The sequence below is a fragment of the Actinomyces naeslundii genome (assembly GCF_001956585.1).
Classification (GTDB): Bacteria; Actinomycetota; Actinomycetes; order Actinomycetales; family Actinomycetaceae; genus Actinomyces; species Actinomyces naeslundii.
Genome location: NZ_MSRR01000034.1, coordinates 49,058 through 75,190, shown reverse-complemented (window position 1 = coordinate 75,190; position 26,133 = coordinate 49,058). Strand labels below are relative to the sequence as shown.

Genomic DNA, 26,133 nt, shown 5'->3' with positions numbered 1-26,133 from the left:
GGGCGGCCGCCACAATGGCGGGCAGCGCCGTCGGGCTGACGGTCCTGGCCGGTCTGGCGGCCCCCGCCGAGTCCTGGGAGTTCTTCACCTCGGCCATGTGGGATCCGGGGCGCGCCGGTTTCGCCGACTACTCGGGCAATCAGAACCTCAAGGGCGCGATCGCCCGGGGGCTGCCGGAGTCGGCCTGGAACCTCACCTGGGCGGCCTGCTCGCTGCTGACGGTGCTCGCCGCCTGGTTCCTGTGCCGCCGGCTGGACCGGTTACGGGGAGCCGGCAGCCGGATTGCGGATCCTGTCTCCATCACCGTAAGTGACACCGCCGGCCCCGGCTCCTCAGGCCTTGGCGACGCCGGCCTGGTGCTGGCCCTCCAGGTCAGCGTGGTCATGGTGCTCGGGCTGCTCATCTCCCCCATCTCCTGGTCGCACCACTGGGTATGGTGCCTGCCGGCACTCATGTCGGTGTCGGCGGCGGCCTGGCGCTGGCGCTCCACCGCGCTCGGCATCGCCGGTGTCGCCGGAGTCCTCGTCTTCGTTCTGGCGATGCAGTGGTGGTTCCCCGAGCAGAACCACGTCGAGCAGAACTGGCCGACCTGGGCCAAGGCCGTCGGCTCGAGCTACACCTGGTGGGCCCTGGGCTGCGGAGCGACCCTGTGGTGGGCGTGCGGCCGGCACCTGGCGACCTTGCACCGCTGAGATCGCCTCATTTCCGGGCCAGAAGGCCCCTTCCATCGGCCTCCCCGTCGGGGCCTGTCATCTAGGATCTAAGGATGCCCCTCTCCGACATCGCCCGCGCCGTCGAGGACCTGTTCCACCGCGACACCGTCCCCGTCCTCAAGCGCCAGGGCTGGCGCCCCCGCGTCATCCCCTACGACGGCTACGGCACCAGCGCACCGGCTCAGTCGGAGTCCTCAGCCCCGGCAGACCCACCGCGTCCGACGTCGGCTCAGGCCCGCAGGACGAACCAGACGAGGACCGGGGCCGTCGGCCGCTCGGGCACCGCCTCCTCCTCTCGACAAGCCTCCCCACCCGCCTCCATGGCCCGAGTCCTCGCCCGTATGGTCATGCGCCCCCAGAACGCCCCGGCCGAGGGCCCGCTGTTCCGCTCCCTGCCGGCCTCCCTGCCCGTCAGCCCCGCCCAGGCCCGGGACTTCGCCATGACCGGGCTGCTCGACGCCCAGCGCGGCTGGCGCCTGTTCATCGAGGTACCGGTGGCCTACCTGCCGGTGACCGTCCACGTGGGCCGGGCCAGCGTGCGCACCAGGGCCGACCGCAGCGGCTACATCGACGTCGTCGTACGCGATCACGGGTTGGAGCCCGGCTGGCACGAGGCCCGCATCGAGGCGGCCGGGGCCGAGGCCGTCGCCGCCAAGGTCCTCATCATTCCCGAGGGCCCGCGCCTGGGCATCATCTCCGACATCGACGACACCGCGATGATCACGCACGTCCCCCGCGTGCTCGTGGCCGCATGGAACCAGCTCGTCAAGTACTCCTCCGCGCGTGAGCCGGTCCCCGGGATGGCCGAGCTCTACTCGCGCATCCAGGCCGCCCACCCCGGCACCCCGATGATGTACCTGTCCACCGGTGCATGGAACGTGGTGCCCACCCTGCGCTCCTTCCTCGCCCGCCACGGCTTCCCCTCGGGGCCCGCGCTCATGACCGACTGGGGGCCGACCAACACCGGCTGGTTCCGCTCCGGCATCGAGCACAAGCGCACCGAGCTGCGCCGGCTCATGATCGACCTGCCTCAGATCACCTGGATCCTCTTCGGCGACGACGGCCAGCACGACCCGCACATCTACGGCGAGGCCGCCCGTCACCACGCCGACCGGATCGCCGCAGTCGCCATCCGCCGCCTGACCGCCACCCAGCAGGTGCTTGCCGGAGGGCTGACCGCGCACCCCATGGGCATCGGCCCCGAGGCCCGGACCCTGGCCGAGGCCGACGTGCCCGTCGTCGTGGGCACCGACGGCTACGAGCTGGCCCGGCTCCTGCCCCGCGAGCTGCTGAAGGCATCGCCGCGCCGTTGAGGCCCCTGGACGGCCCACGAGAGGAATTCACACCCTCCGCGTCACTGGTGCCCGAGAAACCGCGAGACCCCGCCGTCAGGGAAGCATCCGGGGGCATGACGCCCTTGAGCAGAACCAGTGATGCGGCATGTCTCACGCCGACGACGTCGCACCGGCCAATCCCCGGAAGCGTGCGGCTTTGACGATGCCGCCACCGCTTCACAGACAGTCCACAGGCGCGCCCTACGAGCCCGACAGACCACAGCAGTTACCTGGTTCCACCTGGGGCCGACGCCCCGTTCCCACCCCATCGAATCAGGAGGAAGCACATGTCCCCCTTCTCCATGAGCTCCATGAGCTCCACCGACTCAACAGACCCCACGAACGTCTCAGAGGGCTCCTCGGCGGCCCGCGGGAGCTCGACCCCCTCAACCGCCGCTTCGCTGCGCCGCCATGCGATCCTGGCCGACCTCAACGTGCTGCAGGTGGTCACCCTCATGGGCACCGGCCTGCTGGTGGCGCTCGGCGTCGTCCTGGGTGGGCGCTCCTACATCACCACCGTCTCACCCGACGGGCTCATCAGCTCCCAGCCCGGCACCCACGGGTCCAGCACCGGGGACCCGGTGGCGGGCTCCGCCACCCCCGCTGACGGCGACTCGCCGTCGGTTGTGTAAGTCCATCATCGCGCAGCACCCCGACACATGACGCTGTGGGCGATCAGGCCGCCGACGGGAGGTCCTCACGGCAGTCGGCCCGGATCGCGACGGGTATGGTGATGACGCGTACCAGCACTTCCATCAAGCTCAGGAGACAGACATGGCCGGCAAGATCCCCTTCATCCTCGGACTCGGCGCGGGATACGTGCTCGGGACCCGGGCGGGGCGCGCCCAGTACGAGCGCATCAAGACCGCAGCCTCCAAGGTCGCTGAGCAGCCCTTCGTGCGCACCCGGGTCGACGCCGCCTCCAGCCATGTCAAGCAGGCCGTGCGGACCCAGGGCGAGGCCGTCACCGAGAAGGTCGCCGACGCCGTCAAGGAGCGGCTCTTCGGGGCTCCATCGGCCAAGAGCAACGGCCAGTCCCAGCCCGTCGACGCCGGCGAGGCCAGCGTGCGCCCGGTCGGCGAGGCCGGCTGAGTCCAGCGACTCGGCCTCTAGCCCGGGTCGGGCGGCTCCGACCGCGCGCACCCGTCGCTCGACCGCCCGCCGCGGCCGCGCCAGGCGGGGGACTTGAGCGGCCCCACCATGAGTGCCCGGCGCCAACCGACCAGCGCGCCCGGACCGCTGCGACGCCCGGCTCGGCGCCGCTCCCGGTCGGCGATGACCGGCAGCTGCCAGGAACGCCAGTAGGCGAGCACGCACAGACCGGCACCGACGGCGGTGGACACGAGCATGGCGTGCGCGTCGGCCACCCCCGCCTTGACCGCCAGGACCTGGGTGCCGGCGGCGATGAGCGCCGGGATCGCGTAGAGCTTGTTGCCCCCGAAGACGGCCGGGGTCTCCCCCACCGCGACGTCGCGGATCATGGAGCCGCCGATCGCGGTGAGGCAGCCCAGCAGGAGTGCCGGCATGACACCGAGCCCATGGGTGAGGGCCTTCGAGGCGCCGGTGGCTGCCCAGCAGCCCAGGATGACGGCGTCGGCGACTACCAGCAGGCGCCGGGTGGGACGCGAGGTCAGCGGCACGAACCAGGCCACCGTCGCCCCCAGGCAGGCCGTGTAGAGGTAGTACGGGTCGGTCAGGGCGAAGGGCGGGCCGGCCTGGATCATGACGTCACGCAGGATGCCGCCCGCGGTGGCCGTGAGCATGGCCAGGACGACGAAGCCCACCAGGTCGAAGTTCTTGCGCCGGGCGATGAGTCCGCCCAGGATCCCGTTGAGCAGGACCCCGCACAGGTCCAGCAGCCGAAAGGTGTCGGTGAGAGACGCTGGCATGTGAAGCGCGAGGGAAGAGACGTCCAGCACCCCGGTTGCCCGCCTTTCACTCCTGTCGTGGTTGCGTCCCGCCGTCGACCCCGGTGCCGGCCCGGCAGCCCGCCGCTACGAGGCACCTTAGCCCACGGCGGAACGCGGGTCGGGCATCCCGCCGCCGCGGCTGGCGCGTTGCGGCGATACGAAACCTCAGGTGGTCAGGGCGCACCGACCCACGCGATGATCGGGACGTGTCCTCCCGCTACTCGCCCCCCAAGGACCTGAGCCGTTACGCGTGGCTCTCCATCGGCGCCGCCCTGGGCACGATCGCGCTCAAGGGGGCCGCGGCCTGGCTGACCGGCTCGGTGGGTCTGCTCTCCGACGCCGCCGAATCGGTGGTCAACCTCGTCGCCGCCGTCGTCGCCCTCATCGTCCTGAAGATCGCGGCCAGGCCCGCCGACGCCGACCACCAGTTCGGTCACTCCAAGGCCGAGTACTTCTCGGCCGTCGTCGAGGGCGTCATGATCTTCGTGGCGGCCGCATTCATCATCATCTCCGCCATCGGCCGCCTCATCGACCCGCAGATGCCCGAGCAGCTAGGGCTGGGTCTGGTGGTCTCGGTCATCGCCTCGCTCCTCAACGGCGCGGTGGCGTGGGTGCTCTACCGCGCCGGGCGCCGAGAGCGCTCCATGACCCTGGTGGCCGACGCCAAGCACCTGGCCACCGACGTCATCACCTCCGCCGCGGTCCTGGTCGGGGTGGCCCTGGTGGCCGTCTTCCACTCGGCGCTACTCGACGCCGTCGTCGCCCTGGGGGCCGGGCTCAACATCATGTGGACCGGTTTCACGCTCATCCGGGACTCGGTGGGCGGGCTCATGGACATCGCCCCGTCCACCGAGGTGCTTCAGAGGGTCGAGAAGGTGCTGGCGCGTCACCGCCGCCAAGGCATGATCGACTTTCACGCGGTACGGGTGCGCGAGGCCGGCAACCGGCGATTCATGGAGCTGCACGTGCTGGTTCCCGCGGTCTGGAGCGTCAAGAAGGGGCATGACTTCACCGAGCAGGTCATCGACGAGCTGGTGGATGCTGACTCCAGCCTACGCATCTCGGCGCACCTGGAGCCGATCGAGGACCCCAAGTCCTACGAGGACCTCGAGGATATCTGAGGACATCTGACGTCAACCCGGTTTTCATCAACGTCCCGACATGTCAGACTCGGCCCCATGAACGCAATGAGGCTCACCGGCTCAGCACCGTCGCTGCGCCAGCACGCAATCACCGCCCCCACCCCCAGCTGGCGCCGGCCGGACCACGTCGTCCTGGAGACCTGCGTCGAGGACGTTGAGGGTGTGCGGATCTCCGCCCGCGCCGGAGCCGACCGGGCCGAGCTGGGCGACAACCTCACCGCCGCCGGCACCACTCCCTCGATCGGCACCATCGAGGCCGCGATCTTCGCCGCCGCCGAGCAGGTGGAGCAGCGCCGCGCCCAGGCCGGCGCCCACTGGGCGGACAAGCCCGAGGCCGCCGCCCCCTTCGGCCTGCGGATCCTCATCCGTCCCCGAGGCGGCTCCTTCGTCTACAACGCCGATGAGGGCCGGGCCATGATCGCCGACGTGCGGCGTATCGCCTCTCTCGCCCTGGAGATGGCCGAGTTCACCCGCCCCCAGGCCACCGGCGGAGGGCGAGGGGAGCTGCCGCCGGCCGTGGACCTGGGCTTCGTCGTCGGAGCCCTGACAGAGGACGGAGTGATCGACCGCGGCCTGGTGCGCCTGCTGGTCGACATGTCCAACGGCGCCCCGGTCACCTTCCACCGGGCCTTCGACCACTGCCGCGACACTGTCGAGGCCTACGGGGACCTGGAGGGCCTCGGCATTCGCTATGTCCTGACCAGCGGCGCGGCGCAGACCGCGGCCGACGGCGCCTCGGTGATCGCCGGGCTGGTGGCCAGTGGCGGGCCGATCGTCGTCGCAGCCGGGGCCGTGCGCCCCAACGGACTGGTCGACCTGGTGGAGTCCACCGGCGTGCGCGAGGTCCACATGCGCTGCCCGCGCGAGGGCCTGTCTCCCGACGAGCCCCAACGCACCGACGAGGCCCTGGTGCGGCGTGCCGTCGAGGCGGTCCGCGCAGTTCCACTACCCGAGTAGCCCGACCGCAACGGTTCCTCCCCCCTTCCTACGGTATTGACGGAGGGGTGCCGCCCCACACGCTCCGGGGCGGCACCCGATGTCGCAGTCCCCCATACTCCTTCACTCCTTCCCAGCGTTCCCCGCGCCCTTCCGCGGAGCGCCTCCCCCTCCACGACTCGCCCGATGTCCGCAATCCTCACGGTTCGTAGATATCTACAGTCCTCGGTGTGCACAACCGTCTCGACGCATCTGTCACGCTGCAAGCGCAATCGGGACAACTACCCCCATGAGCCCCATGACCGCCCCTATTTTCTGTCTTAGGTTGACCCCATGAGCGACGTCCGTATCGATACCCCTCGCGGAATCACCCTGGCCGGTACTCTCCGCCTTCCCACCGGGGCCGCCCCAATCGATCTGGAGGTTTCCACGACGCAGGAGGATGCTCAGCCCCCGCAGCCGCGCGCCGAGGGCGTGGTTCTGCTGGCGCACGACTTCCTCACCGACCGCCATGGCCAGAACGGCCGTCTGGACCGGATCGGCGCCCGCTACCGCGAAGCGGGCCTGGCCACGCTCAGCCTGGACTTCTCCGGCCTGGGCGAGTCCGACGACGACGTCATCACCCTGGCAGGCGAGGCCGAGGACCTGCGGGCCGCCTCCAGCTGGCTGGCAGGCCTAGGCTTCAACCGGCAGATGATCCACGCCAACGGATTCGGGGCAACGGCCGCGCTCCTGGCCCGGCCTGAACATGTGCGCACAGCCGTGCTCGTAGGCGCCATCGTGGGCCCGCAGTCGATCCTGTGGGAGGAGGTCTTCTCCCCCGAGCAGCTCGATGAGCTCGCCCAGCACGGGCTGACGCGCCTAGTGGACGACAACCCCAACTCGCGCGAGTGGAACGTGCTGTCCAAGGAGACGCTGGCGGACTTCTCGATGCAGGAGCCGGAGCGCACCCTGGCGGATCTGCCCTGGCCGGTACTCATGGTGCACGGGGTGCTGTCCAACGAGCTGCCGGACACCGCCGAGGCAACGGCCGAGGGTTTCCCGCTGCTACCCGACTCCAGTCAGATGGTGCACGTCCACGCCGAGACCCTTGACCAGGCCCAGGAGGAGGTCGCCCGCCTGAGCCTGGAGTGGGCTCAGCGCCGCCTGCGCTGAGAGTCTGAGGCAGCTGCCGCCCCCTCCGCGCCAGCGACCTGAGAGAGGCGATGGGGCGCGTATAGGGGACAATGGGCCACCTATGGAACAGGGCGAGAACCGCAGCCGGGGTCATAACGGCGATCAGGCCGACCGGAACAACAGCCAGAGCAACCGCGCGAACGGTGGGCAGGGCCAACGCGCCCCACGTGACCGCGGTCGCCGGAGCCAACGCCCCGGCAAGGGCTCTGGCCTGCGTCGGAGCACGTGGAAGGGCTACTCCCCCGAGCAGCTCGCCACCCGCGCCGCCGCCGTCCCGACGATCGTCTACCCCGAGGAGCTGCCGGTCTCGGCACGCCGCGAGGAGATCGCCACCGCCATCGCCGAGCACCAGGTCGTCATCGTCGCCGGCGAGACCGGCAGCGGCAAGACCACCCAGCTGCCCAAGATCTGCCTGGAGCTGGGCCGGGGCGTGACCGGAATGATCGGCCACACCCAGCCGCGGCGCATCGCCGCACGCAGCGTGGCCGAGCGCATCGCCTCCGAGCTGGGCACCCCGATCGGGCGCGACGGGGTCGTCGGCTACCAGGTGCGCTTCACCGAGGAGGTCGGCGAGAACACCCTGGTCAAGCTCATGACCGACGGGATCCTGCTGGCGGAGATCCAGTCCGACCCCCAGCTGTGCCACTACGACACGATCATCGTGGACGAGGCCCACGAGCGCAGCCTCAACATCGACTTCATCCTGGGCTACCTGGCGCGCCTACTGCCCCAGCGCCCGGACCTCAAGGTCATCATCACCTCGGCCACCATCGACTCCGAGCGCTTCGCCGAGCACTTCGGCCGCGAGCTCACCGGTGACCGAGGGAAGCCCTTCACCGTTCCCGCCCCGGTTATCGAGGTCTCCGGACGCACCTACCCCGTCGAGGTCCGCTACCGTCCACTGGCTCCCGACGACGTCGAGCCCGACTCCGACGACGCCGGCGGCACGTCGGCCGACGCCTCATCCGAGATCCGGCCTGGCCCGGCAGCGCCCGGCGAGCTGAGCGAGGCCGAGCTGGAGGCACTGACCTCCCCCGATCCGGCGGTGCGCGCCGCGGCGCGGGCCCGCCGGGAAGCCATCCGCTCCGGTGCCGGCTCCACCGCGCTCAGCCCACGCAACCAGGGCGCCCGCGGCAAGGGTCGGGGCCGGGCCGGTTCTACCGGGGTGGGTGCAGGGTCCAGCTCCGGAGCCGGCGAGCCCAAGGACCAGGTGACCGGGATCCTCGACGCCGTCGACGAGCTGCTGGGCGAGCCCAGCGGCGACATCCTCGTCTTCCTGGCCGGCGAGCGCGACATCCGCGACACCGAGGCGGCCCTCATCGACCACCTGGGAGCGCGCTACACGCCCGACGGCCGCTCACGCACGCCAGGGGCCATCGAGGTCGTGCCCCTGTACTCGCGCCTGAGCGCCGCCGAGCAGCACCGGGTCTTCGAGGCCCACCAGACGCGCCGCATCGTCCTGGCCACGAACGTGGCCGAGACCTCCCTGACGGTTCCCGGGATCCGCTACGTCATCGACCCGGGTCTGGCGCGCATCTCCCGCTACTCCAACCGCACCAAGGTCCAGCGCCTGCCGATCGAGCCGGTCAGCCGGGCCAGCGCCAACCAGCGGGCAGGCCGCTGCGGGCGCGTGGCCGACGGCATCGCCATCCGCCTGTACTCGCAAAGCGACTTCGAGGCGCGCCCGGAGTACACCGAGCCGGAGATCCTGCGCACCTCGCTGGCCAGCGTCATCCTGCAGATGGCGGCCCTGGGACTAGGGGCGGTGGAGGACTTCCCCTTCCTGGACGCCCCCGACTCCCGCCAGGTCCGCTCCGGCCTGCAGCTGCTCACGGAGATCGGCGCGATCGAGCCGGCCGGCACTACGTCCGCCCGGTCCGACGAGGCCCCCGACCGGGGTCGACGCGGACCGCGCCTGACGGAGATCGGGCGGCGACTGGCCCGCCTGCCCATCGACCCTCGCCTGGGTCGCATGCTCCTGGAGGCCGGAGAGCTGGGCTGCGTCGGGGAGGTCATGGTCATTGTGGCGGCCCTGTCCATCCAGGACGTCCGCGAGCGCCCGGCGGACAAGCAGGAGGCCTCCGACGCCCTGCACCGGCGCTTCGCCGACCCGACGAGTGACTTCCTGACCTACCTGAACCTGTGGCGCTACCTGCGCACGCAGAGCCGCGAGCTGTCCGGATCGGCCTTCCGGCGCATGTGCCGCGCCGAGTTCCTGCACTACCTGCGGGTGCGCGAGTGGCAGGACGTCCACACCCAGCTGCGCCAGCTGGCCCGACCGCTGGGGCTGGATGCCGCCCCGGTGGAGCTGCCGACGACCCGCTCGATCCGAGCCGCCACCGAGGCACTGGAGCCGGGCAGCCATGCCGCCCAGATCGCCAACGGGGGCGTGGCAGCCGCCGTCGTGGCCCTGGGGCGCAGCGCGGACACGCCCGACGCCGACGCGATCCACCGCTCGCTGCTGGTGGGACTGCTGTCCAACGTGGGTAACTGGGACGAGCGGCGTCGGGAGTACGCCGGCGCCCGCGGGACCCGCTTCACGATCTGGCCGGGTTCGGGCCTGCGCCGCAAGACCTACGACTGGGTGATGACCGCCGAGCTGGTGGAGACCTCCCGGCTCTTCGCCCGGACCGTGGCCAAGGTGGACTCCCGGTGGATCGAGCAGGTGGCGGACCGGGCCGGCCTGACCCGCCACGTCTTCGGTGAGCCCTACTGGTCGACCCGCCAAGGGGCGGCCATGGTCCACGAGAAGGTGCTGCTCTACGGGATGACGCTGGTGGCGGACCGGCCGGCGACGCTGGCGAGCGTCGGGACGGACTCGGCCCGCCAGGTCGCCCGGGAGATGTTCATCCGCTCGGGCCTGGTGGAGGGCGGCTGGCACGCCCGCCACAGCTTCGTGGAGCGCAACAGGGAGCTGATCGAGGAGCTTCAGGACGTGGAGCGGCGTCGGCGCGAGCACGGCCTGCTGGCCGACGACACCGCCCTGTTCGACTTCTACGACGACCGCGTTCCCGAGGAGGTGACCTCGGCGGCGGCCTTCGACGCCTGGTGGAAGGAGCAGCGGCGCACCACCCCGGACCTGCTGGACTTCACCCGTGAGCTGCTGCTGCCCGGCGGGGGCGATGCGAGCGGCTTCCCGGACACGTGGGTGCAGGGCGACCTGACCCTGGGCCTGGACTACGTGTTCGAGCCGGGTCACCCCGAGGACGGGGTCAGCGTCCAGGTGCCGGTGGAGGTGCTGGGGAGGCTCAGCCCGGAGGGTTTCGACTGGCTGGTGCCGGGGATGCGGGCCGAGCTGTGCGTGGCCACGATCCGGGCGCTGCCCAAGCGAGTGCGCCGCCAGCTGGTACCGGCCCCGGACGTGGGTGCCCAGGTGCGGGCCCAGATCGAGCAGGAGTTCCCGACGCCGCCGGGTGCGAGCTGCCCGGAGGTCCCCTTCGAGGAGGCCTTCAGCCGGGTGGTCTTCCGGCTCAAGGGCGTGGAGATCACGGAGGCCGACTGGGCCGAGGCCGCCGAGCGGTTGCCGGATCACCTGGCGATGGGCTTCGCGGCCCTGGATGCCCGGGGCCGGGTCATCGATCGCGGCCGGGACCTGGTCTCGCTCCAACAGCGGTTGTCGGGCAAGACGGAGGCCGCCGTGCGCTCGGCGGTGCGCGGCGCGCTGGCGCAGGCGATGGCCGAGGCCCAGGAGCACCAGGGCTCGCGGGGCGCGGGAGGGAGGTCCGGCCGCAAGGGGCGCAAGAAGAAGGGCCGGCAGGTTGCTGTCGCCCAGCGTCCCGACGGCGCGGCCGGGACCACTGGGACCGCCGGGGCCGGTGCCGGCCTGGAGGAGCGCCAGGGCCTGACCGACTGGCCCAGTGGCGTGCCGGGCCTGGGCGACCCGGATGGCTCGACGATCCCGGCCTCGGTGGAGTCGGCGGGCCGGGCGGGCCTGGTGGTGCGCGGATACCCGGCCCTGGTGGCCGTCTCCCCCAGGAGTGCGGACCTGCGGATCCTGCCCGACGCCACCGCCCAGGTGGGCGCTCACGGCGCCGGGGTCACAGCCCTGACCCTGGCACGCACGGCGCTGGCCACGGCCCGGGTGACGAGCCGGTGGAGCGCCCAGGAGTCGCTCATCCTGGCGGCCAGCCCCTACCGGAGCACCGAGGCGCTGGTGGAGGACATGCAGGTTGCCGCTGGGCGGATGGTGGCCGAGCGCTGGGCGGCGTCGGCCTCCGGCACACCGTTGACCGAGGTGCGCACCCGGGAGGTCTTCAAGTCCCTGGTCGGCGTCATGCGCGATGAGCTCGAGGACGAGGTCTACCGGGTGGCCCGGTACGCGGCCGCGGCGCTCAAGGCGTCCCAAGAGGTGGACCGCGTGGTGGGCGCGCACACCTCGCTGACCCTGTTGGGCACGCTCCAGGAGGTGCGCGAGCACGCGGCGGCCCTGGCCCCGGACGGTTTCATCGCCGCCACTCCGCCGGAGTATCTGGCGCACCTGGAGCGCTACCTGCGGGCACTGGCGATGCGCGTGGAGAAGGCGTCCTCATCGCCATCGGCCGCCTCCCAGGACGCAGCCCTGTCCTTCCAGGTCTCCCAGGCCCAGGAGGTGGTGGACAGGGCTCGCACCAAGGCGGCCTCGCTACCGGCCGACCCGCAGCGCGAGGCCCTGCTGGAGGAGGCACGTTGGATGGTGGAGGAGCTGCGGGTGAGCCTGTTCGCCCAGACGCTGGGCACGAGCCGCAAGGTGAGCCTCCAGCGCATCACCAAGCTCTGCGCCCAGATCGCCTGATTCCACGGACGACTCGCCTCGCGCCCCTCGTGAGTACACCATGAGGCGTCATCCCCACGATGACGTCTCCTCCCCCAGGAGGAGACGAGCCAGCGGCCCGTTCGCCCACCTGGACGATTACACCGATGTCCGGCGCAACTAACCTGGAGCCATAGAGGAAACGATCACTGCGGCGCCTGCTTTCTCCGTCTCTCCATCTCAGGCATCTCACGAACGCTTTCTCCGGTTCCACACAGTCGGCCCCCGCACCATCCCGGTGCGGGGGCCGACGACGTCAGGGCGTGCTGATCCGCTCGGCTCAGCGTCGGGACTGGTCGTCCCGATACTTACGCATCCAGGAACGCCTGGTTCGGTACAGACGGACCCCCGTTCCGAGCGCCACACAGGCACATGTGAATGACAAGGCCCACATCCACTGGGGTACCTCCACGCCGCACCTCCACTCGTGACAGCCGGTCGTCATGCCGTGGCTTTCTCAGGCACTATAATGTGATCGCAAGGACTATTTCTCCCGACCCGCTTCTTCGGAAGATCCCCGCCCCTCTCCCGCTACAGCACGGCGGACATGAGGCGGCAGACGTTGTCCACGTAGCGGTTGTACCAGGGCTCGGTGGCCCACACCTCCGGGGTCAGCTCGGTGCAGATGGCCCGGTAGTCGGCATCGTTGACGCGCAGCAGGTCGTCGAGGTCCCCTCCGAAGGCCAGCAGCATGACCTCGTAGTTGAGGGCGAAGGAGCGGAAGTCCATGTTGGAGGACCCGATGACCCCGACCTCGTCGTCGACCGTCATGTACTTCGAGTGCAGGACGGTTGGCGACGGATAGAGGTAGATCCGCACCCCCGCCGCCAGGAGCGCCGAGTAGTAGGAGCGCTGGGCGTGGCTGACGATGAACTGGTCGGACTCCTTACCCACGAACAGCTCGACCTCCACCCCTCGGTAGGCGGCCGACGTCATCGCGGACAGCAGCGCCTCGTCGGGGATGAAGTAGGGACTGGTGATGGACACGCGCCGCTTGGCCCCGTTGATGAGGGCCAGGAACATCCGCAGGTTCGGCTCGGTGGGGTAGCCGGGCCCGGAGGGGACGAGCTGCATGGCGTTGACGACGGCGTCGGGCCGCCCCGGCCTCGGAGCCGGTGTCCCCACCAGGATCCCCGGAAGCCCGGCCATCTCCGGCAGGGTCTCCAGCGGAGTGCCCAGCGCCAGGTCGAAGGCCTCGAGCTGCTCGCCGGCCTCGAAGTACCAGTCCATGGCGAAAACGGCCTGGGCCTCCAGGACGATCTCGCCGGTGACCTCGACCGACAGGTCCTCCCAGCGGCGCCCGGCCCGCACGTTGCGTCGAGTCCGGTAGCTGGGGTCGATGACGTTGTGGCTGCCGATGAAGGCCTTCTCCCCGTCGATGACCAGGATCTTGCGGTGATTGCGCAGGTCCGGGCGACGCCAGCGCCGTTTGAGCGGCAGCAGCGGCATCATGAGCCGCCAGCGGATGCCGGCGTCGGTCATGCGCTGGCAGAACTGCTTCCAGCCGGGGTACTTGCGGCTGCCCAGGTGGTCCAGCAGGAGGCGCACCGTGACCCCTCGGGCCACCGCGCGCTCCAGGGAGGCGAAGAAGACGTCGGTGACCTCGTCCCAGCTCATGATGTAGAACTCGACATGGACGTGGTCGGTGGCAGCGTCAACAGCGCGGGCCATGGCCTCGTAGGTGGTGCGGGGCTCGGCGTGAACCGCCACCACCTCACCGCTGACGCAGGGCAGCCCAGTGAGCCTGCGGTTCATGCGCAGCGCTCCGGCCAGGTAGGTCGAGGGCTGGGCTCCCTTGGGCAAGTCGGGCATGGAGCGGGTGTAGTCGAGGGTGATCTCGTTGACGGTGTGCTGCTGACGGCGACGAGTGCCGTGGACCCACGGGCTGCCGATGAGCAGGTAGAGCGGAAGTCCCACCAGGGGCAGCAGGAAGATGAGCAGCAGCCAGGCAGTCGACGACGACGGGCGGCGGTTCTCCGGAACCGTGCCCAGCGCGGCGATCTTGATGAGGTACTCGATAACGACCCAGGTGGTCGCCAGTACCGGCGGCAGCGTCATGATCGCATCATGTCATGCCCTCCGAACGAGCCTCGGGAAGAAGCCTGGGCGCGGGCCGGATGGCCCTGCGCCCAGGCACTGCGAAGGCCCGCCCCGGTTGATCTACCGGGCCGGGCCCTTCGCAACGAGGTCGCTTACCGGTTCCCATTCGGCAGCGGGTCCTCCTTCACTGAAACGTCCGAGCACATTCCCTTGGCTGTGGCCCAGACTCGGCGGCCACCGGTCAGCGGTACTCCCCAGTACCTCACGGTCGCCACCGTTCAGCGGTGACTATGACTCTGCCGAGGCTGTCTGAGAGAAGGCTGGAAATAACGCATCTAAATGATGACGCTTGGTGACAATATGGTTACGCTCCCCGGACTGGAACCACACCATACCTTATATCCCTTGAAACGACGCCGATCGCGAGCCCGGCTCGAGAACCGTCACTTCGACGTCGGACTTCCAAACAGGACTTTGAAGTAGCCGTAGAAGTTCCAGTTGCCCCACGAGGTGCACTGGTCCCCACCACTTCCGGCAGCCTCGTTGGGTTGGAACGGCGTGTAGTTGTACAGGCCCGCTGTCGCCTGGTTCGCCACCGTCACCTCACCGCTGCCGCACTGCGCATCGGGCGAGTAGGCGATTCGCGTCGGACGCTGCGCCACGACGTCGTAGGTCCCCGGATTGAGGCGATAGCGCTGGAACTGAGAGGCCGCCCCGTAGAGCTGGGAGGGGAAGCCGGCCCACTGAGGGTCGCAGGTTCCGTGATCGGGACAGGCGTAACCGGCGGCGGCCTCGTAGTCACGAGCGCTGAGCGTCCGACCGGAGGCGGTGAGCAGCCCCTGCTCCTTGTGTATGAGGACGAGGAGCACCTGAGGGTTGATGTCGCAGGCCTGGGAAACCGCCCAGACGACATCGGCCGCGCTGAGACCGGAGGCGGCCTCGATGCCGCCGGGACAGAAGGTGGATGCCTCACGGGCAGGCATGGAGAAGTCGGCGGAGGCCAGGCACTCGGTGCCGTCACTGCCGGGCTGGCAACCGGAGTTGACCCGAGTGATGAAGGCAGCGATCTCCTCATGCGTCATCGCGTCGGCGTTGTAGAAGACCTCGTCGTCGATGATGTGAGCCACGTCGAACCCGCTCGCGTCAGGCACCAAGGGGGCCGGCGCAGAGCTCGTCGCCCCCTGAGAGGCCCGCTGCCCCAGGCTCAGGAGCCCATTCAACCCACTGAGCGATGAACCGGCCGCACGCAGCGCGATGAGGCCCACCAGAAGCGTGACGAGGAAGGCACTGAGAACAACACCGAGAGGGCTGCGCAGGAAGACCAGGACTCGACCGCCTCCACCTGGCCGCTTGCGCTTGATGCTGGAGCTCAAGCGACCGGTGCGCCCAACGCCTCCCGGACGCCCCTGGGCCCGATCGGAATGATGCCTCCGGCCATCACGCCGAGCGCGGTCGGTACCGCGCGGCACCGTCGGACGGGCACGTTGCGAGGTGCGGACGGACTGAGACGAGGCGGAGCCGCCGGCGCTTCGAGGAGCCCGCGAGCGTCGTTTGGAGGGATGGTGGGACATCGACATCATCGTGTCACATATCGGCGGGACACATCGCGGCCCACCACCCGGACTTCAGAAGCATCTACCGGGACGGCACGCGTCTGCGAGATGCAGCCGGCACCACTGGCGCCGCCACCAGCCCGACGAGACCACCGGCGCATACTGTGGAGCCGTGAACCTTCCCGACGTCCTGATCCTGGCACGTGCTCTCATGGAGGAGGCCGGCGTCGGAGACTGGGAACTGGGCTTCGACCGTGCGCGCCGCCGGGCCGGCCAGACGGATCATGCACGACGTCGACTCACTCTCAGCCGTCACCTCATGCTCCTGTACGACGAGGCCCAGGTGCGCGAGACGATCCTGCACGAGATCGCCCACGCCCGCGTGGGACCCCAGCACGGACACGATGCCGTCTGGGCCGCCGAGGCGACCCGTCTGGGAGCCACGGGCCGACGACTCGTGGACGCTCAGGCACCACGGCTACGGGGACGCTGGGTGGGCAGGTGCCCGGCGGGCCACGAGGTCGATCGGATGCGTCGCCCCGGCTCGCCCGTCTCCTGCTCACGCTGCGCCGCTCGATTCAGCATGGAGCACCTGCTGTCCTGGAGCCTCGACGGAGACCCCGTCCCTCACGAGGAGATCAGCGAGCGCTACAGCCGCCTCCTGAGACTGGCTCGGAGCCAATCGCAAGAAGAGCCCGCAGAGCACTCCGGGACAGTATGCTCTCGACCACCGACATCACCGATCAACAAATTGAGTAGGAGCAGCCTATGATCGTCACTACCACCCCCACCGTCGAGGGATACCCCGTCACGCAGTACCTGCGAGTCGTCTGCGGAGAAACCATCGCGGGAGTCAACTTCCTCAAGGACATGGCCGCAGGGTTCCGCAACTTCGTCGGCGGTCGCTCTCAGACCTACGAGGACGAGCTCATCCGGGCCCGGGAGACGGCCCTGGCGGAGATGGTTCAGCGCGCCCAGGAGCTCGGGGCCGAGGGCGTCGTCGGCGTCGACATCGACTACGAGACACTGGGATCGGACAACGGCATGCTCATGGTGACGGCATCAGGCACCGCCGTCCGTTTCTCCGCCACCTCCTGAGCACACTCCTCGCACGATTAAGCGGCATCGGTCTGTGCAATGGGCGCCCCGCCTGTGACGAAGCGGACCAGTCACCCGAGCGTTGACTCCCGGACCACCAGCGTCGGAATGAAGGTCTCGCTGCGCACCCGCCCGTCCTCGGCGAGAAGCAGATCGGCGGCCGCGGCACCCATTTCACGCATCGGCTGATGCACGCTGGTCAGCGGTGTGATGAGCTCAGCTGCGAACGAGATATCGTCGTAACCGACAACGGCCACGTCGCCGGGAATCGATAGACCGCGGCGACGTATCTCCCGCATGGCACCGATCGCCATCTGGTCATTGGCACAGAAGATCGCCGACGGCGGGAGCGGAGCATCCAGGAGCCTGGCCGCTCCCGCCGCCCCGGAAGCCGCGTCGAAGCTTCTCGAGCCGACCTTGGACTCGACATCCTGAAGAACCTCTGCAGGATCGAGCCCTCTCGCCGAGAGCTCCTTGAGGACGCCGTCGTGCCGGTCCTTCGCCTGTCGTATAGCGAGGGGACCGTTGACGAAGCCGATTCTGCGGTGGCCGATCTCCAGCAGGTGAGAGATAGCAGCTCGAGCTCCTGAGACATCATCTCCGACAACGGTGGACATCTCAGGAATGGGCGGATGGTCCATGAGAACTACCCGAATACCGCGCTCCACGAGCATTCCGAGTCTGTCCAGCGTCGTAGCCGAGGGCATGATGATGACGCCTCGTAAGCTCATGCCGACCAGTAGAGACAGGATCTCCTGCTCGCGGGCAGAGTCGGCATCCGACGAGCACAGCATCGGTACGCACCCCGACTCGTGCAGGCGATCCTCAATTCCACGGGCGGCTTCAGTGAAAAAAGGGTTGGACACGTCATGGACGACGACCCCCACAACGCTCGACCCCCGATCCCGCAGGCGGCGCGCAGTCTCCGAACGCACAAACCCCAGAGACGCGATAGCCCCCTCCACGCGCTTGCGAGTCGCCTCAGAAACGCGTTCAGGATGATTGAGCACGTGGGAGACGGTGCCCACAGACACACCTGCGCGGACAGCGACGTCTCGTACGGAAGGACGCACTGACACACCTGTACCCACAGCACCCCTTAGGTTGAGCGGAAGCGCGAGCACAGCCACCCTCCCTCTCGATGGCGACGGCGCTCTGAGTCATATGGCATCGCCCCCTGCCGCCCGGCACTACGGGAGCCGGCGACATCATCCCATGAAAATCGGCCTGGATCGCGCAGCACCGGGTACCGGAGGCCATCAAGCAGACCCATCCCAACAGAGGTTGCCACTTCAAGTGAGCGATGCTACATTGATTGAAACGATTCATTTCAGTCGGGCCCACGCCTACTGTTCCCCGCCCCCGCTCACAGCCCCTCTCACGGACAAGGATGTTCGATGACCACGACCACCTCACTCTCCACATCAGCCAACCGGGATCAGCTCACGACGCTTCTCGATCACACGGCACAGCGCTCGCAGCAGCGCTGCTGCTTCCTCCTCCGGGTACGTCCCGAACGTCTGGCCGAGTACATCGAGGTTCACCAGCACGTCTGGCAGGACATGCGCGACGCTCTGAGCAACGCCGGTTGGCGCCGGTACTCTCTGTTCCTGCGACCCGAGGACGGCCTCGTCGTCGGCTACTTCGAGTCCGATGACACCGCCGCCGCAATGAGGGCGATGGAGGACGAGGACGTCAATACACGCTGGCAGAAGGAGATGGCCCAGTACTTCGTCCAGCCCAACGGCGGTACGCCCGAGATCCTTGCCCAGTACTTCTACCTCGCGTAAGGCCCTGTTCCGTCCACCTACAGATCTCTCAAGGAGGAGAGAATGGCTCGCACCCCTCTAACCGGTTGGAAGGCGACTGCCGCCGTCTCCATGTCGAACTACATCGACTCCGGTTCCATCATCGCGATCGCAACATCACTCGGCTTCTGGGGAAAGGCGTACTTCCCCGACGACGACGGCACCATTGCCGGCCTTCTGGCCGCCTTCAGCGCCAATGCCTTCGGCGCCGCCATCGGCGCCCTCATCGGCGGGCCTCTGTGTGACAAGTACGGACGTAAGTTCATCTACACCTACGACCTGCTCCTCTACGCCCTCGGTGGTCTTGTCGTCGTCTTCACGACCAACCTGGCCATGCTCTTCGCCGGTTTCATCATCATCGGCCTGGCAGTGGGAGCCTCCGTTCCCGCGGGCTGGACCTATATCGCGGAGTTCGCTCCCACCAATCAGCGCGGCAGGCACATCGGCGCCACCCAGCTCGCCTGGTCCTTCGGCCCGTTCATCGGCTTCGGCCTGGCTGCGGCGCTGACTCCATTGGGTCTGCTCGGCAGCCGCATCATCTTCGCCCACCTTGTCGTCATCGCCCTGACCACCTGGTACATCCGGCGCGGCCTTGAGGAGTCCGAGACCTGGGAGGCCGCCAAGGGCGGAGCGGACGCCAAGCCCCCTTCGATGTGGGCATCCTTCCGCAAGCTGTTCAACCGTCGCGTCAACATCACCGCCCTGGTGTTCCTCGCGGTCATCTACACATGCTGGAACCAGGCGGCCTCACAGAACGGGATCTTCCTGCCCACGATCCTCAGCTCCATGGGTTACGAGACTTTGCAGACCGACCTGTTCTCCATGCTCTCCTGGGGCTTCGTCATCGTCTCCACGTTCATCTTCATGGGCCTGGTCGACCGGATCCCCTACCGCTGGCACTACCTGGCGGGCGGACTGCTCGCCATCGCGTCCTGGATCATCCTGGTCTTCGGCCCGTCCGACGCCGCCTGGACCGCTTTCGGCTACACGATCATCTGGGGCCTCTCAGCAGGTCCGTCAGCGCAGGCCTTCTACTCCGTGTGGTCTCCCGAGCTGTTCGCGACCCCGTACCGCTCGGCGGCCCAGGGCATCGTCTTCTTCGTCGTGCGTCTGGCCTCCGGCCTCATCTCCCTGATCTTCCCCGTCATCCTCGCCCGCCCGGGCGGACTGCTGATCGACGGCGTCATCCTCATCGGATTCCTGGTGGTCGCCACCGCCGTCGGAACGATCGGCGCCCCCAGGACCCAGGGAAAGAGCCTGGAGGAGATCGAGATCGAACGTTACGGAGAGCGCGTGATCAACGCGTGATCGCCAACCGGTCGAGGCCGGGCCTCAGGAGAGCCGGGCCTCGACCATCCCCGCTACACCTGGGACGAACCCGCCTTCGGAACCACGCTCTCTCGCCCCAAAACACTGACAACCCAACGAATCAGACCCACAGGAACGGAGACCCGCCATGACCAGCCCAACCCTGTCCGACCTATCCCCGGAGACACTCAACCTGCTGAAGACCCAGACGATCGAGCTGCCCAGCTGGGCCTTCGGCAACTCTGGCACTCGTTTCCGCGTCTTCACCACCGCAGGCGTCCCCCGTGACCCGTACGAGAAGATCGACGACGTCGCTCAGGTCAACGCCTTCACCGGCATCACCCCTCGAGTCTCCCTTCACATCCCGTGGGACAAGACCGACGACTACGACGCCCTTCGCCGGCACGCCGAGGACCGCGGCATTCGGATCGGGACGATCAACTCCAACGTGTTCCAGGACGATGACTACAAGCTCGGCAGCCTGACCAATCCTGATGAGCGGGTTCGTGCCAAGGCGATCGCCCATCACCTGGAGTGCATTGACATCATGCGGGCCACCAGCGCCCCGGCACTGAAGATCTGGTTACCGGACGGAACGAACTACCCCGGCCAGGACTCCATCCGCGAGCGCCAGGACCGACTTGCCGACTCCTTGTCCCAGATCTACGCGGCGCTCGACGACGACCAGCTTCTTGTCCTGGAGTACAAGTTCTTCGAGCCCGCCTTCTACCACACTGACGTACCGGACTGGGGGACCAGCCTCGTCCACTGCCTTTCCCTCGGCGAGCGAGCCAAGGTGGTGCTGGACACCGGGCACCACGCACCAGGAACGAATATCGAGTTCATCGTCGCCCAGCTGGTCCGCCTGGGACGTCTGGGAGCCTTCGACTTCAACTCACGCTTCTACGCCGACGACGACCTCATTGTTGGGGCGGCCGATCCCTATCAGCTCTTCCGCATCATGAACGAGATCGTCGCCGCCGGTGCGCTGGCACCTGACTCCGGTGTCAACTTCATGCTCGATCAGTGCCACAACCTGGAGGAGAAGATTCCCGGAGAGATCCGTTCGGCGACCAATGTCCAGGAGGCCACTGCCAAGGCGCTGCTGGTGGACCGGGAGGCCCTGAAGGCGGCTCAGCTGGCCGGCGACGTCCTGGCGGCCAACGACATCTTTATCGACGCCTTCAACACCGACGTGCGACCGATGCTCGCCGAGCTGCGAGAGTCCCAGGGACTGGCCCCCGATCCGATGCGGGCCTTCCTCGATTCCGGGTACCTCGAACGCGTCCGCTCGGAGCGCGTCGGAGGCAACGCCGCAGGTTGGGGGGCCTGAGTCCCTGACGGATCCGGAGCGGGGCAGGCAGGCGGAGCCCCTGCCCCGCCCGACCGGTTCCAGACCCCTCCCGGATCCACTCCTGACACCAACATCCGAAAGGTTCTCTCATGTCCGACGCCACTCCCGTCCACATCGGTGCGGTGGACCTCGGCGCCTCCTCCGGACGCGTCATGGTCGGCACCATCGCCGACGGACGCCTCTCCCTCACCGAGATCCGCCGTTTCTCAAACAGCGTCGTCCCTGTACCTACCAGTGACGGCGAGCGTCTGTTCTGGGACGTGCTCCACCTGTGGAACGAGGTGCGCCAGGGGCTGCTCACCGCTGTTCGCAGTGTTGGCCCTCTTTCCGCGATCGGCATCGACACCTGGGCGGTGGACTACGGGCTGGTCAATGCCTCCGGTGCTTTGTCCACCCAGGTCCACGCCTACCGCTCGGCACGTACCCGGGGGGTTCCCGAACAGGTCTTCGCCAGGATCCCCGCGCAGGAGGTCTACGCCATCAACGGGTTGCAGGTGCAGGACTTCAACACATTGTTCCAGCTCATAGCCCAGGATCGAGACGACGGCTTACCTCGAGAGTCTGACGGCACCGACGCCCACACCTTGCTGCTCCTACCGGATCTTCTCGCCTGCTTCCTCACCGGCAAGCGGATCGCCGAGGTGACCAATGCATCGACCACCGGACTGGTTGATGCATGCCGCAGGACCTGGTCCCTTCCCCTGCTGGAGCGCCTGCGCACGGAGATCGGTCTTGACCTGGATGGTCTCCTTCCTGACATCATCGAGCCGGGAACCGTCATCGGAACAGTTCGGCCCGAGGCGGCGGACATCTTCGGTCCTGATGGGAGGCCCACTCCCGTCATCGCTGTCGGCAGCCACGACACGGCCTCAGCAGTCGTCTCCGTGCCGGCCACGGACTCCGACTTCGCCTACGTCTCCTGTGGAACCTGGTCGTTGGTCGGCCTGGAGCTTGACGAGCCGGTGCTCACTGAGGCCTCTCGGGCCGCCAACTTCACCAATGAGCTCGGTGTGGACCACACCGTTCGCTATCTCAAGAACATTATGGGGCTCTGGGTTCTCAACGAGGCCGTTCGCACCTGGCACGACCAGGGCATGGAGATCGCCCTGCCTGAGGCCGACGCCGCCGCGGCAGCCGCCGAGCCGTTACGAACCGTCGTCGACATCAATGATGCCTCCTTCTACAGTCCCGGCGACATGGCGGCGCGTATTGATGAAGCCGCGCACGCCACCGGACAGCCGTGTCCTCGAGATATCGGGGAGTACATCCGCTGCATCAACGACTCCCTCGCACTGGCCTACCGCCGCGCGGTGCGCCAGGCGGTGGAGCTCTCGGGGCGAGAGGTGAAGGTGCTGCACATCGTCGGCGGTGGTATCCGCAACCGGCTTCTGTGTCAGCTTGCCGCCGACGCAACCGGGCTCCCCGTGCTAGCCGGCCCTGCAGAGGGCACGGCTCTGGGAAACGTCGTCATCGCCGCTCGAGGAGCCGGTGTGATCGACGGAGATCTGAGCGACCTACGGCGCCTGATCCGTAGCTCAAGTCGACTGACGCGGTACACGCCCGACCTCGACACCTCCTCCAACTGGGATGACGTAGAACGTCGTCTCTTCGGCTGATCCGCGCCCGACCAGCGTTCCTCCGCACGAGAAAACACACGACTGGAGACAACAGAACCATGACTACTCAGAAGACCACTCACCTGACTCTGGATAAGATCCTTGCGCGAATAGGAGCCGCCGGACTCCGGCTGGACCATATGAACGCCGTTGAGGCAGGCGCCGGCAATATCTCGGTGTCGGTCACCGCCGACGCCGACGAGCTGGGTCTGGCCGAGCACCTTCCGCAGGCACATCCTGGTACGAAGCTGCCACTGCCGGCTCCGGCGCTAGCCGGCCGAACAGTCTTCGTCACCGGCTCAGGATGCCGCCTACGCGACATTGCCGGCGCGCCCGAGGCGAATGTGTCCGCTTTCGTAATCGACGATGGCGGAGCCACCGGTACCTGGTACACCCACCCGAAGCGGGAGTACCAGAGGCCGACGAGCGAGTTCAACTCCCATCTGGCCGTCCATAACGATCAGGTTGAGCGACGTGCCGTGGGCTTTCAATCCGTCATCCACGCCCAGCCCCCTTACCTGGTCCAGCTGTCCCACATGAGAGATATCCGTAGCACCAAGGAGCTCAACCACCGCATCCTGCGGTGGGAGCCGGAGACGATCGTTCAGCTGCCGGCTGGCATTGAGGTGCTCGACTTCATGGTCCCCGGCTCTCAGATGCTGATGGAAGGCACTGTGAAGGCCTTGCGCGACCACGTCATGGTCATGTGGTCCAAGCACGGGATCATGGTGCGCTCCGATACCGACCCCTTGGCCGCCGTGGACAAGGTGGAGTATGCCGAGGCCGGCGCCATGTACGAGGTCCGCAACCTCATGACGGGAGGTCTCGGTGAGGGGGTTACTACCGATGAACTGCGCGCGGTTGCCAGAGCATTCAATGTTCCGACCGACCTTCTCTGACGTCATCACATCGATCTGACCACCGTGGCGTCTCATGATTTCTGAGCGATAATGAGCGTCCGTCCCGTCCGGGAAAATGCTTGAGTCACCGAATCGACCCGACCGAGAATTTCCCAGATTTTTCCCAGGGTTCTGCCCCTCGTCTTCACAGGGTGGTGGCGTTACATAGTGAACACCGCCGGACAGGGACGGTCTCGAGGGTTGGGGAGCCCAGCGACAGATCGCACTCCTGAGATGGCACCGGGTCATAGGGAGCTCGGGGCGATCGTTCTGGCGAAGGAGGATCCGCCTCCTCGGGTGCATGGGACCCCGGGTCGCAGGTGGAGCCTCGCGAGGCTTGGGCCCGCAGCTCGGAAATCCGAGTTGCGGGCCGAGTCCTTTTCCCGGCGCTTTCTCCCCAGTGCATCGCGATGTCATCGGGGTCATCGGGGCGTACTGGTGTCATGGACGAAGAAGCACGAGAGGATAAGAGCATGAGCACCTCAGCACAGTCCGCCTTCTCACGGCGCTCCATCGCCCGCGTGACCACCGACCGTCCCGCCCGGTACGGCAGGCAGCTGGCCAGCCACATGGGCCGCAAGATCACCGCCGTGTGGGACGACGACGCCACCGGCTCCCTGACCTTCGACCGCGAGGGAGCGGTCACCGGGGTCGTCGGGATCTCATGCCACGACGGCGTCCTCCAGCTCGTCCTGGAGGCCGACGACGAGCACCTCGAGAGGCTCGAGCACGTCGTCGGCATCCACCTGGCCCGTTTCGGTGCCAAGGACGGCCTCGTCGTGAGCTGGAACCATCAGGACGGCACGTCGGGCACCACCCAGGGACCGCTCGCACCTGAGGATCTCGAGCGCATGCGTGCCGAGCGGGAGGCCCGCAAGACGTCCTCCTGATCGACGCCGCCCGTTCCTGCCCCTAGCCGCTCCGGCCGGTATACCGGCATGGGCCGCCTACCCGGCCGAGGCCTCCTCGTCGGACACGGGATCGCCCACGCGCAGCATGAGGAGCAGCCCGGTCGCCAGCACGGTGACGATCCCGAGGATCCCCCAGTAGTTCGCCCCCGGGCCGACGACACGCGTCCCCAGGTAGATGAAGACGCCGTACATCATCGGCGCCATGAAGGAGACCGCCCGCCCGGTGGTCGCGTAGAGGCCGAAGATCTCTCCCTCCTGCCCCTCCGGGATGAGGCGGGCCAGAAAGGAACGAGCGGCGGACTGGGCCGGCCCCACGCAGGCCGACAGGAGCAGGCCGAGAATCCAGAAGGCCACGGTCCCGGCGGTGTGCAGGAAGAACACCAGCAGCCCGGCCACCACCAGGATGATGAGGCTGGCCATGATGACGTTGCGGGGACCGAACCGGTCGTCGAGCCGCCCCGCGCCAATCGTGGCGATACCGGCCACGATGTTGGCAACGATGGCGAAGATGATGACATCGCCCGATGAGAAGCCGAAGGTGTTCTGGGCGATGATGCCGCCGTAGGTGAAGACCCCGGCCAGACCGTCCCTGAAGACGGCGGCGGCCAGCAGGAACCACAGCAGGCGCGGCTGGAAGTGATGAAGCTGAAGCAGGGTGCGCCACAGCAGCTTGTAGGAGGTCAGCAACGACTCCTTGTGCTCCCCCTGGTGGGAGACGGCCTCCTCGGGCTCAGCCTCCATCCCGGCTCGGTCCCGGCCCGGCTCGGCGGATACCATCCCCTCACTGACCTCGTCGTCGCTCACCTCCGCACCCGTGCGCCCCAGTCGGCGGGAGCGGTTGATGAGCACTGGAAGCGCGGACAGGCCGAACCAGACCGCCGACACCAGCATGGCGACACGCACACCCATGCCGGTTCCGGCGGGGAAGGAGATCAGAGGGCTGGGACCCACCAGGGCGACGTAGAGGATGAGCAGCAGGACGATGCCGCCGAGGTAGCCCATTCCCCAGCCCAGCCCGCTGACCGCGCCGATCCGGTCCTTGGAGGCCAGGTGGTTGAGGATGGCGTTGTAGTTGACCGAGGCGAGCTCGAAGAAGATGTTGCCGACCCCCAGCAGGACGATGCCAAGCCACAGATAGCCCGGCTCCGGTCGCACGAGGAACAGGAACGCCGAGACCACAACCACCACGGCGGTGTAGCCCCCGAGCCAGAAGACGGTTCGCCCGCCTCTGTCCGAGCGCTGCCCCGTCACCGGCGCGAGCAGGGCGATGAACAGACCTGCGACCGCCAACCCGATCGACAGCGCCGACTCGTTGTCCGCCTTGGGTCCGAAGGAGTCACTGACCAGGTAGACGGTGAAGACGAAGGTGGTGATGACCGCGTTGAAGGCTGCCGAGCCCCAGTCCCACAGACCCCAGGCGATCACGGGCCAGGACAGGAGCCGGGTGCGGGAGCCGGCCTGCGTCGTCGGAGCAGTCACTGTCGTGCTCATGGGAGAGACGATAGATCCATCCGGGCCGGTGACGGTACCGAAAGGGAAACAGAAC

The 26,133-nt window shown here is 68.1% G+C and carries 21 protein-coding genes; 16 read left to right on the top strand and 5 right to left on the bottom strand.

The annotated features are described in order from the left end of the window. From BKH33_RS12995 to BKH33_RS12980, 4 genes are all read left to right on the top strand, one after another. The coding region (locus tag BKH33_RS12995) for a glycosyltransferase 87 family protein (protein WP_143228648.1) at positions 1 to 692 on the top strand (692 nt) is incomplete at its 5' end. A gap of 74 nt (positions 693 to 766) precedes the next feature. Continuing rightward, a complete protein-coding gene (locus tag BKH33_RS12990) occupies positions 767 to 2,026 on the top strand; it encodes an App1 family protein (protein ID WP_003785388.1) in 1,260 nt (419 codons plus the stop codon). Between the two features lie 308 nt (positions 2,027 to 2,334). Beyond that, the gene (locus BKH33_RS12985) at positions 2,335 to 2,679 is read left to right on the top strand and encodes a hypothetical protein (RefSeq protein ID WP_003785399.1); all 345 of its coding nucleotides are present in this window, start codon (positions 2,335 to 2,337) and stop codon (positions 2,677 to 2,679) included. A 142-nt stretch (positions 2,680 to 2,821) separates the two neighbouring features. Further along, a complete protein-coding gene (locus BKH33_RS12980; RefSeq protein WP_003785380.1) occupies positions 2,822 to 3,139 on the top strand; it encodes a hypothetical protein in 318 nt (105 codons plus the stop codon). Between the two features lie 17 nt (positions 3,140 to 3,156). On the opposite strand, the gene BKH33_RS12975 is transcribed toward BKH33_RS12980, so the two are convergent. Further along, positions 3,157 to 3,936 carry a trimeric intracellular cation channel family protein gene (locus BKH33_RS12975; RefSeq protein ID WP_076071811.1) on the bottom strand — a complete coding sequence of 260 codons (780 nt, stop codon included), beginning with the start codon at positions 3,934 to 3,936 and terminating at the stop codon, positions 3,157 to 3,159. A 227-nt stretch (positions 3,937 to 4,163) separates the two neighbouring features. Between BKH33_RS12975 and BKH33_RS12970 the strand changes: the two genes are divergently transcribed. The 4 genes from BKH33_RS12970 to BKH33_RS12955 all read left to right on the top strand — a co-directional run bounded on the left by BKH33_RS12970 (position 4,164) and on the right by BKH33_RS12955 (position 11,982). Next, positions 4,164 to 5,078, top strand: coding sequence for a cation diffusion facilitator family transporter (locus tag BKH33_RS12970; protein WP_075405927.1), 915 nt, complete (start codon positions 4,164 to 4,166; stop codon positions 5,076 to 5,078). A gap of 66 nt (positions 5,079 to 5,144) precedes the next feature. Next, the gene (locus tag BKH33_RS12965; protein ID WP_003779385.1) at positions 5,145 to 6,056 is read left to right on the top strand and encodes a copper homeostasis protein CutC; all 912 of its coding nucleotides are present in this window, start codon (positions 5,145 to 5,147) and stop codon (positions 6,054 to 6,056) included. Positions 6,057 to 6,368: 312 nt separating this feature from the next. Then, complete coding sequence (locus BKH33_RS12960; protein WP_003779386.1) at positions 6,369 to 7,190, top strand: alpha/beta hydrolase family protein; 822 nt, start codon at positions 6,369 to 6,371, stop codon at positions 7,188 to 7,190. Between the two features lie 82 nt (positions 7,191 to 7,272). Then, positions 7,273 to 11,982, top strand: a complete 4,710-nt coding sequence (locus tag BKH33_RS12955; protein ID WP_076142793.1) for a DUF3418 domain-containing protein — start codon at positions 7,273 to 7,275, stop codon at positions 11,980 to 11,982. Positions 11,983 to 12,531: 549 nt separating this feature from the next. On the opposite strand, the gene BKH33_RS12950 is transcribed toward BKH33_RS12955, so the two are convergent. Both BKH33_RS12950 and BKH33_RS12940 read right to left on the bottom strand, forming a co-directional pair. Further along, positions 12,532 to 14,058 carry a phospholipase D-like domain-containing protein gene (locus BKH33_RS12950; protein ID WP_003779392.1) on the bottom strand — a complete coding sequence of 509 codons (1,527 nt, stop codon included), beginning with the start codon at positions 14,056 to 14,058 and terminating at the stop codon, positions 12,532 to 12,534. 425 nt (positions 14,059 to 14,483) lie between these two features. Beyond that, the gene (locus BKH33_RS12940) at positions 14,484 to 15,413 is read right to left on the bottom strand and encodes a hypothetical protein (RefSeq protein WP_003779371.1); all 930 of its coding nucleotides are present in this window, start codon (positions 15,411 to 15,413) and stop codon (positions 14,484 to 14,486) included. A gap of 352 nt (positions 15,414 to 15,765) precedes the next feature. Here BKH33_RS12940 and BKH33_RS12935 point away from each other — a divergent pair, with 352 nt between their 5' ends. Both BKH33_RS12935 and BKH33_RS12930 read left to right on the top strand, forming a co-directional pair. Next, entirely contained in the window at positions 15,766 to 16,365 is a 600-nt protein-coding gene (locus tag BKH33_RS12935) for a SprT-like domain-containing protein (RefSeq protein WP_003779380.1), read from the top strand. Then, positions 16,362 to 16,691: a putative heavy metal-binding protein gene (locus tag BKH33_RS12930; protein WP_003779382.1), complete on the top strand. Its 330-nt coding sequence runs from the start codon at positions 16,362 to 16,364 to the stop codon at positions 16,689 to 16,691. Before BKH33_RS12935 ends, BKH33_RS12930 begins: the two co-directional genes overlap by 4 nt. A gap of 71 nt (positions 16,692 to 16,762) precedes the next feature. On the opposite strand, the gene BKH33_RS12925 is transcribed toward BKH33_RS12930, so the two are convergent. Continuing rightward, on the bottom strand, positions 16,763 to 17,764 hold the full coding sequence (locus tag BKH33_RS12925) for a LacI family DNA-binding transcriptional regulator (protein ID WP_256700259.1): 1,002 nt from the start codon (positions 17,762 to 17,764) through the stop codon (positions 16,763 to 16,765). A gap of 324 nt (positions 17,765 to 18,088) precedes the next feature. Here BKH33_RS12925 and BKH33_RS12920 point away from each other — a divergent pair, with 324 nt between their 5' ends. The 6 genes from BKH33_RS12920 (at position 18,089) to BKH33_RS12895 (ending at position 24,566) form a co-directional block, all read left to right on the top strand. Further along, entirely contained in the window at positions 18,089 to 18,481 is a 393-nt protein-coding gene (locus BKH33_RS12920; RefSeq protein WP_003779397.1) for an L-rhamnose mutarotase, read from the top strand. Between the two features lie 42 nt (positions 18,482 to 18,523). Beyond that, the gene (locus BKH33_RS12915; protein WP_003779425.1) at positions 18,524 to 19,807 is read left to right on the top strand and encodes an MFS transporter; all 1,284 of its coding nucleotides are present in this window, start codon (positions 18,524 to 18,526) and stop codon (positions 19,805 to 19,807) included. Between the two features lie 148 nt (positions 19,808 to 19,955). Next, positions 19,956 to 21,140, top strand: a complete 1,185-nt coding sequence (gene rhaI / locus BKH33_RS12910) for an L-rhamnose isomerase (RefSeq protein ID WP_003779378.1) — start codon at positions 19,956 to 19,958, stop codon at positions 21,138 to 21,140. Positions 21,141 to 21,250: 110 nt separating this feature from the next. Next, positions 21,251 to 22,777 (top strand): rhamnulokinase, encoded by a 1,527-nt coding sequence (locus tag BKH33_RS12905; protein WP_003779402.1) that lies wholly within the window; start codon positions 21,251 to 21,253, stop codon positions 22,775 to 22,777. Between the two features lie 59 nt (positions 22,778 to 22,836). Further along, complete coding sequence (locus BKH33_RS12900; RefSeq protein WP_003779366.1) at positions 22,837 to 23,676, top strand: class II aldolase/adducin family protein; 840 nt, start codon at positions 22,837 to 22,839, stop codon at positions 23,674 to 23,676. A 473-nt stretch (positions 23,677 to 24,149) separates the two neighbouring features. Beyond that, on the top strand, positions 24,150 to 24,566 hold the full coding sequence (locus BKH33_RS12895; RefSeq protein WP_043538493.1) for a DUF2218 domain-containing protein: 417 nt from the start codon (positions 24,150 to 24,152) through the stop codon (positions 24,564 to 24,566). A gap of 57 nt (positions 24,567 to 24,623) precedes the next feature. Here BKH33_RS12895 and BKH33_RS12890 read toward each other — a convergent pair whose 3' ends face one another. Continuing rightward, complete coding sequence (locus tag BKH33_RS12890) at positions 24,624 to 26,078, bottom strand: MFS transporter (protein ID WP_043538502.1); 1,455 nt, start codon at positions 26,076 to 26,078, stop codon at positions 24,624 to 24,626. Positions 26,079 to 26,133: the final 55 nt, after the last annotated feature.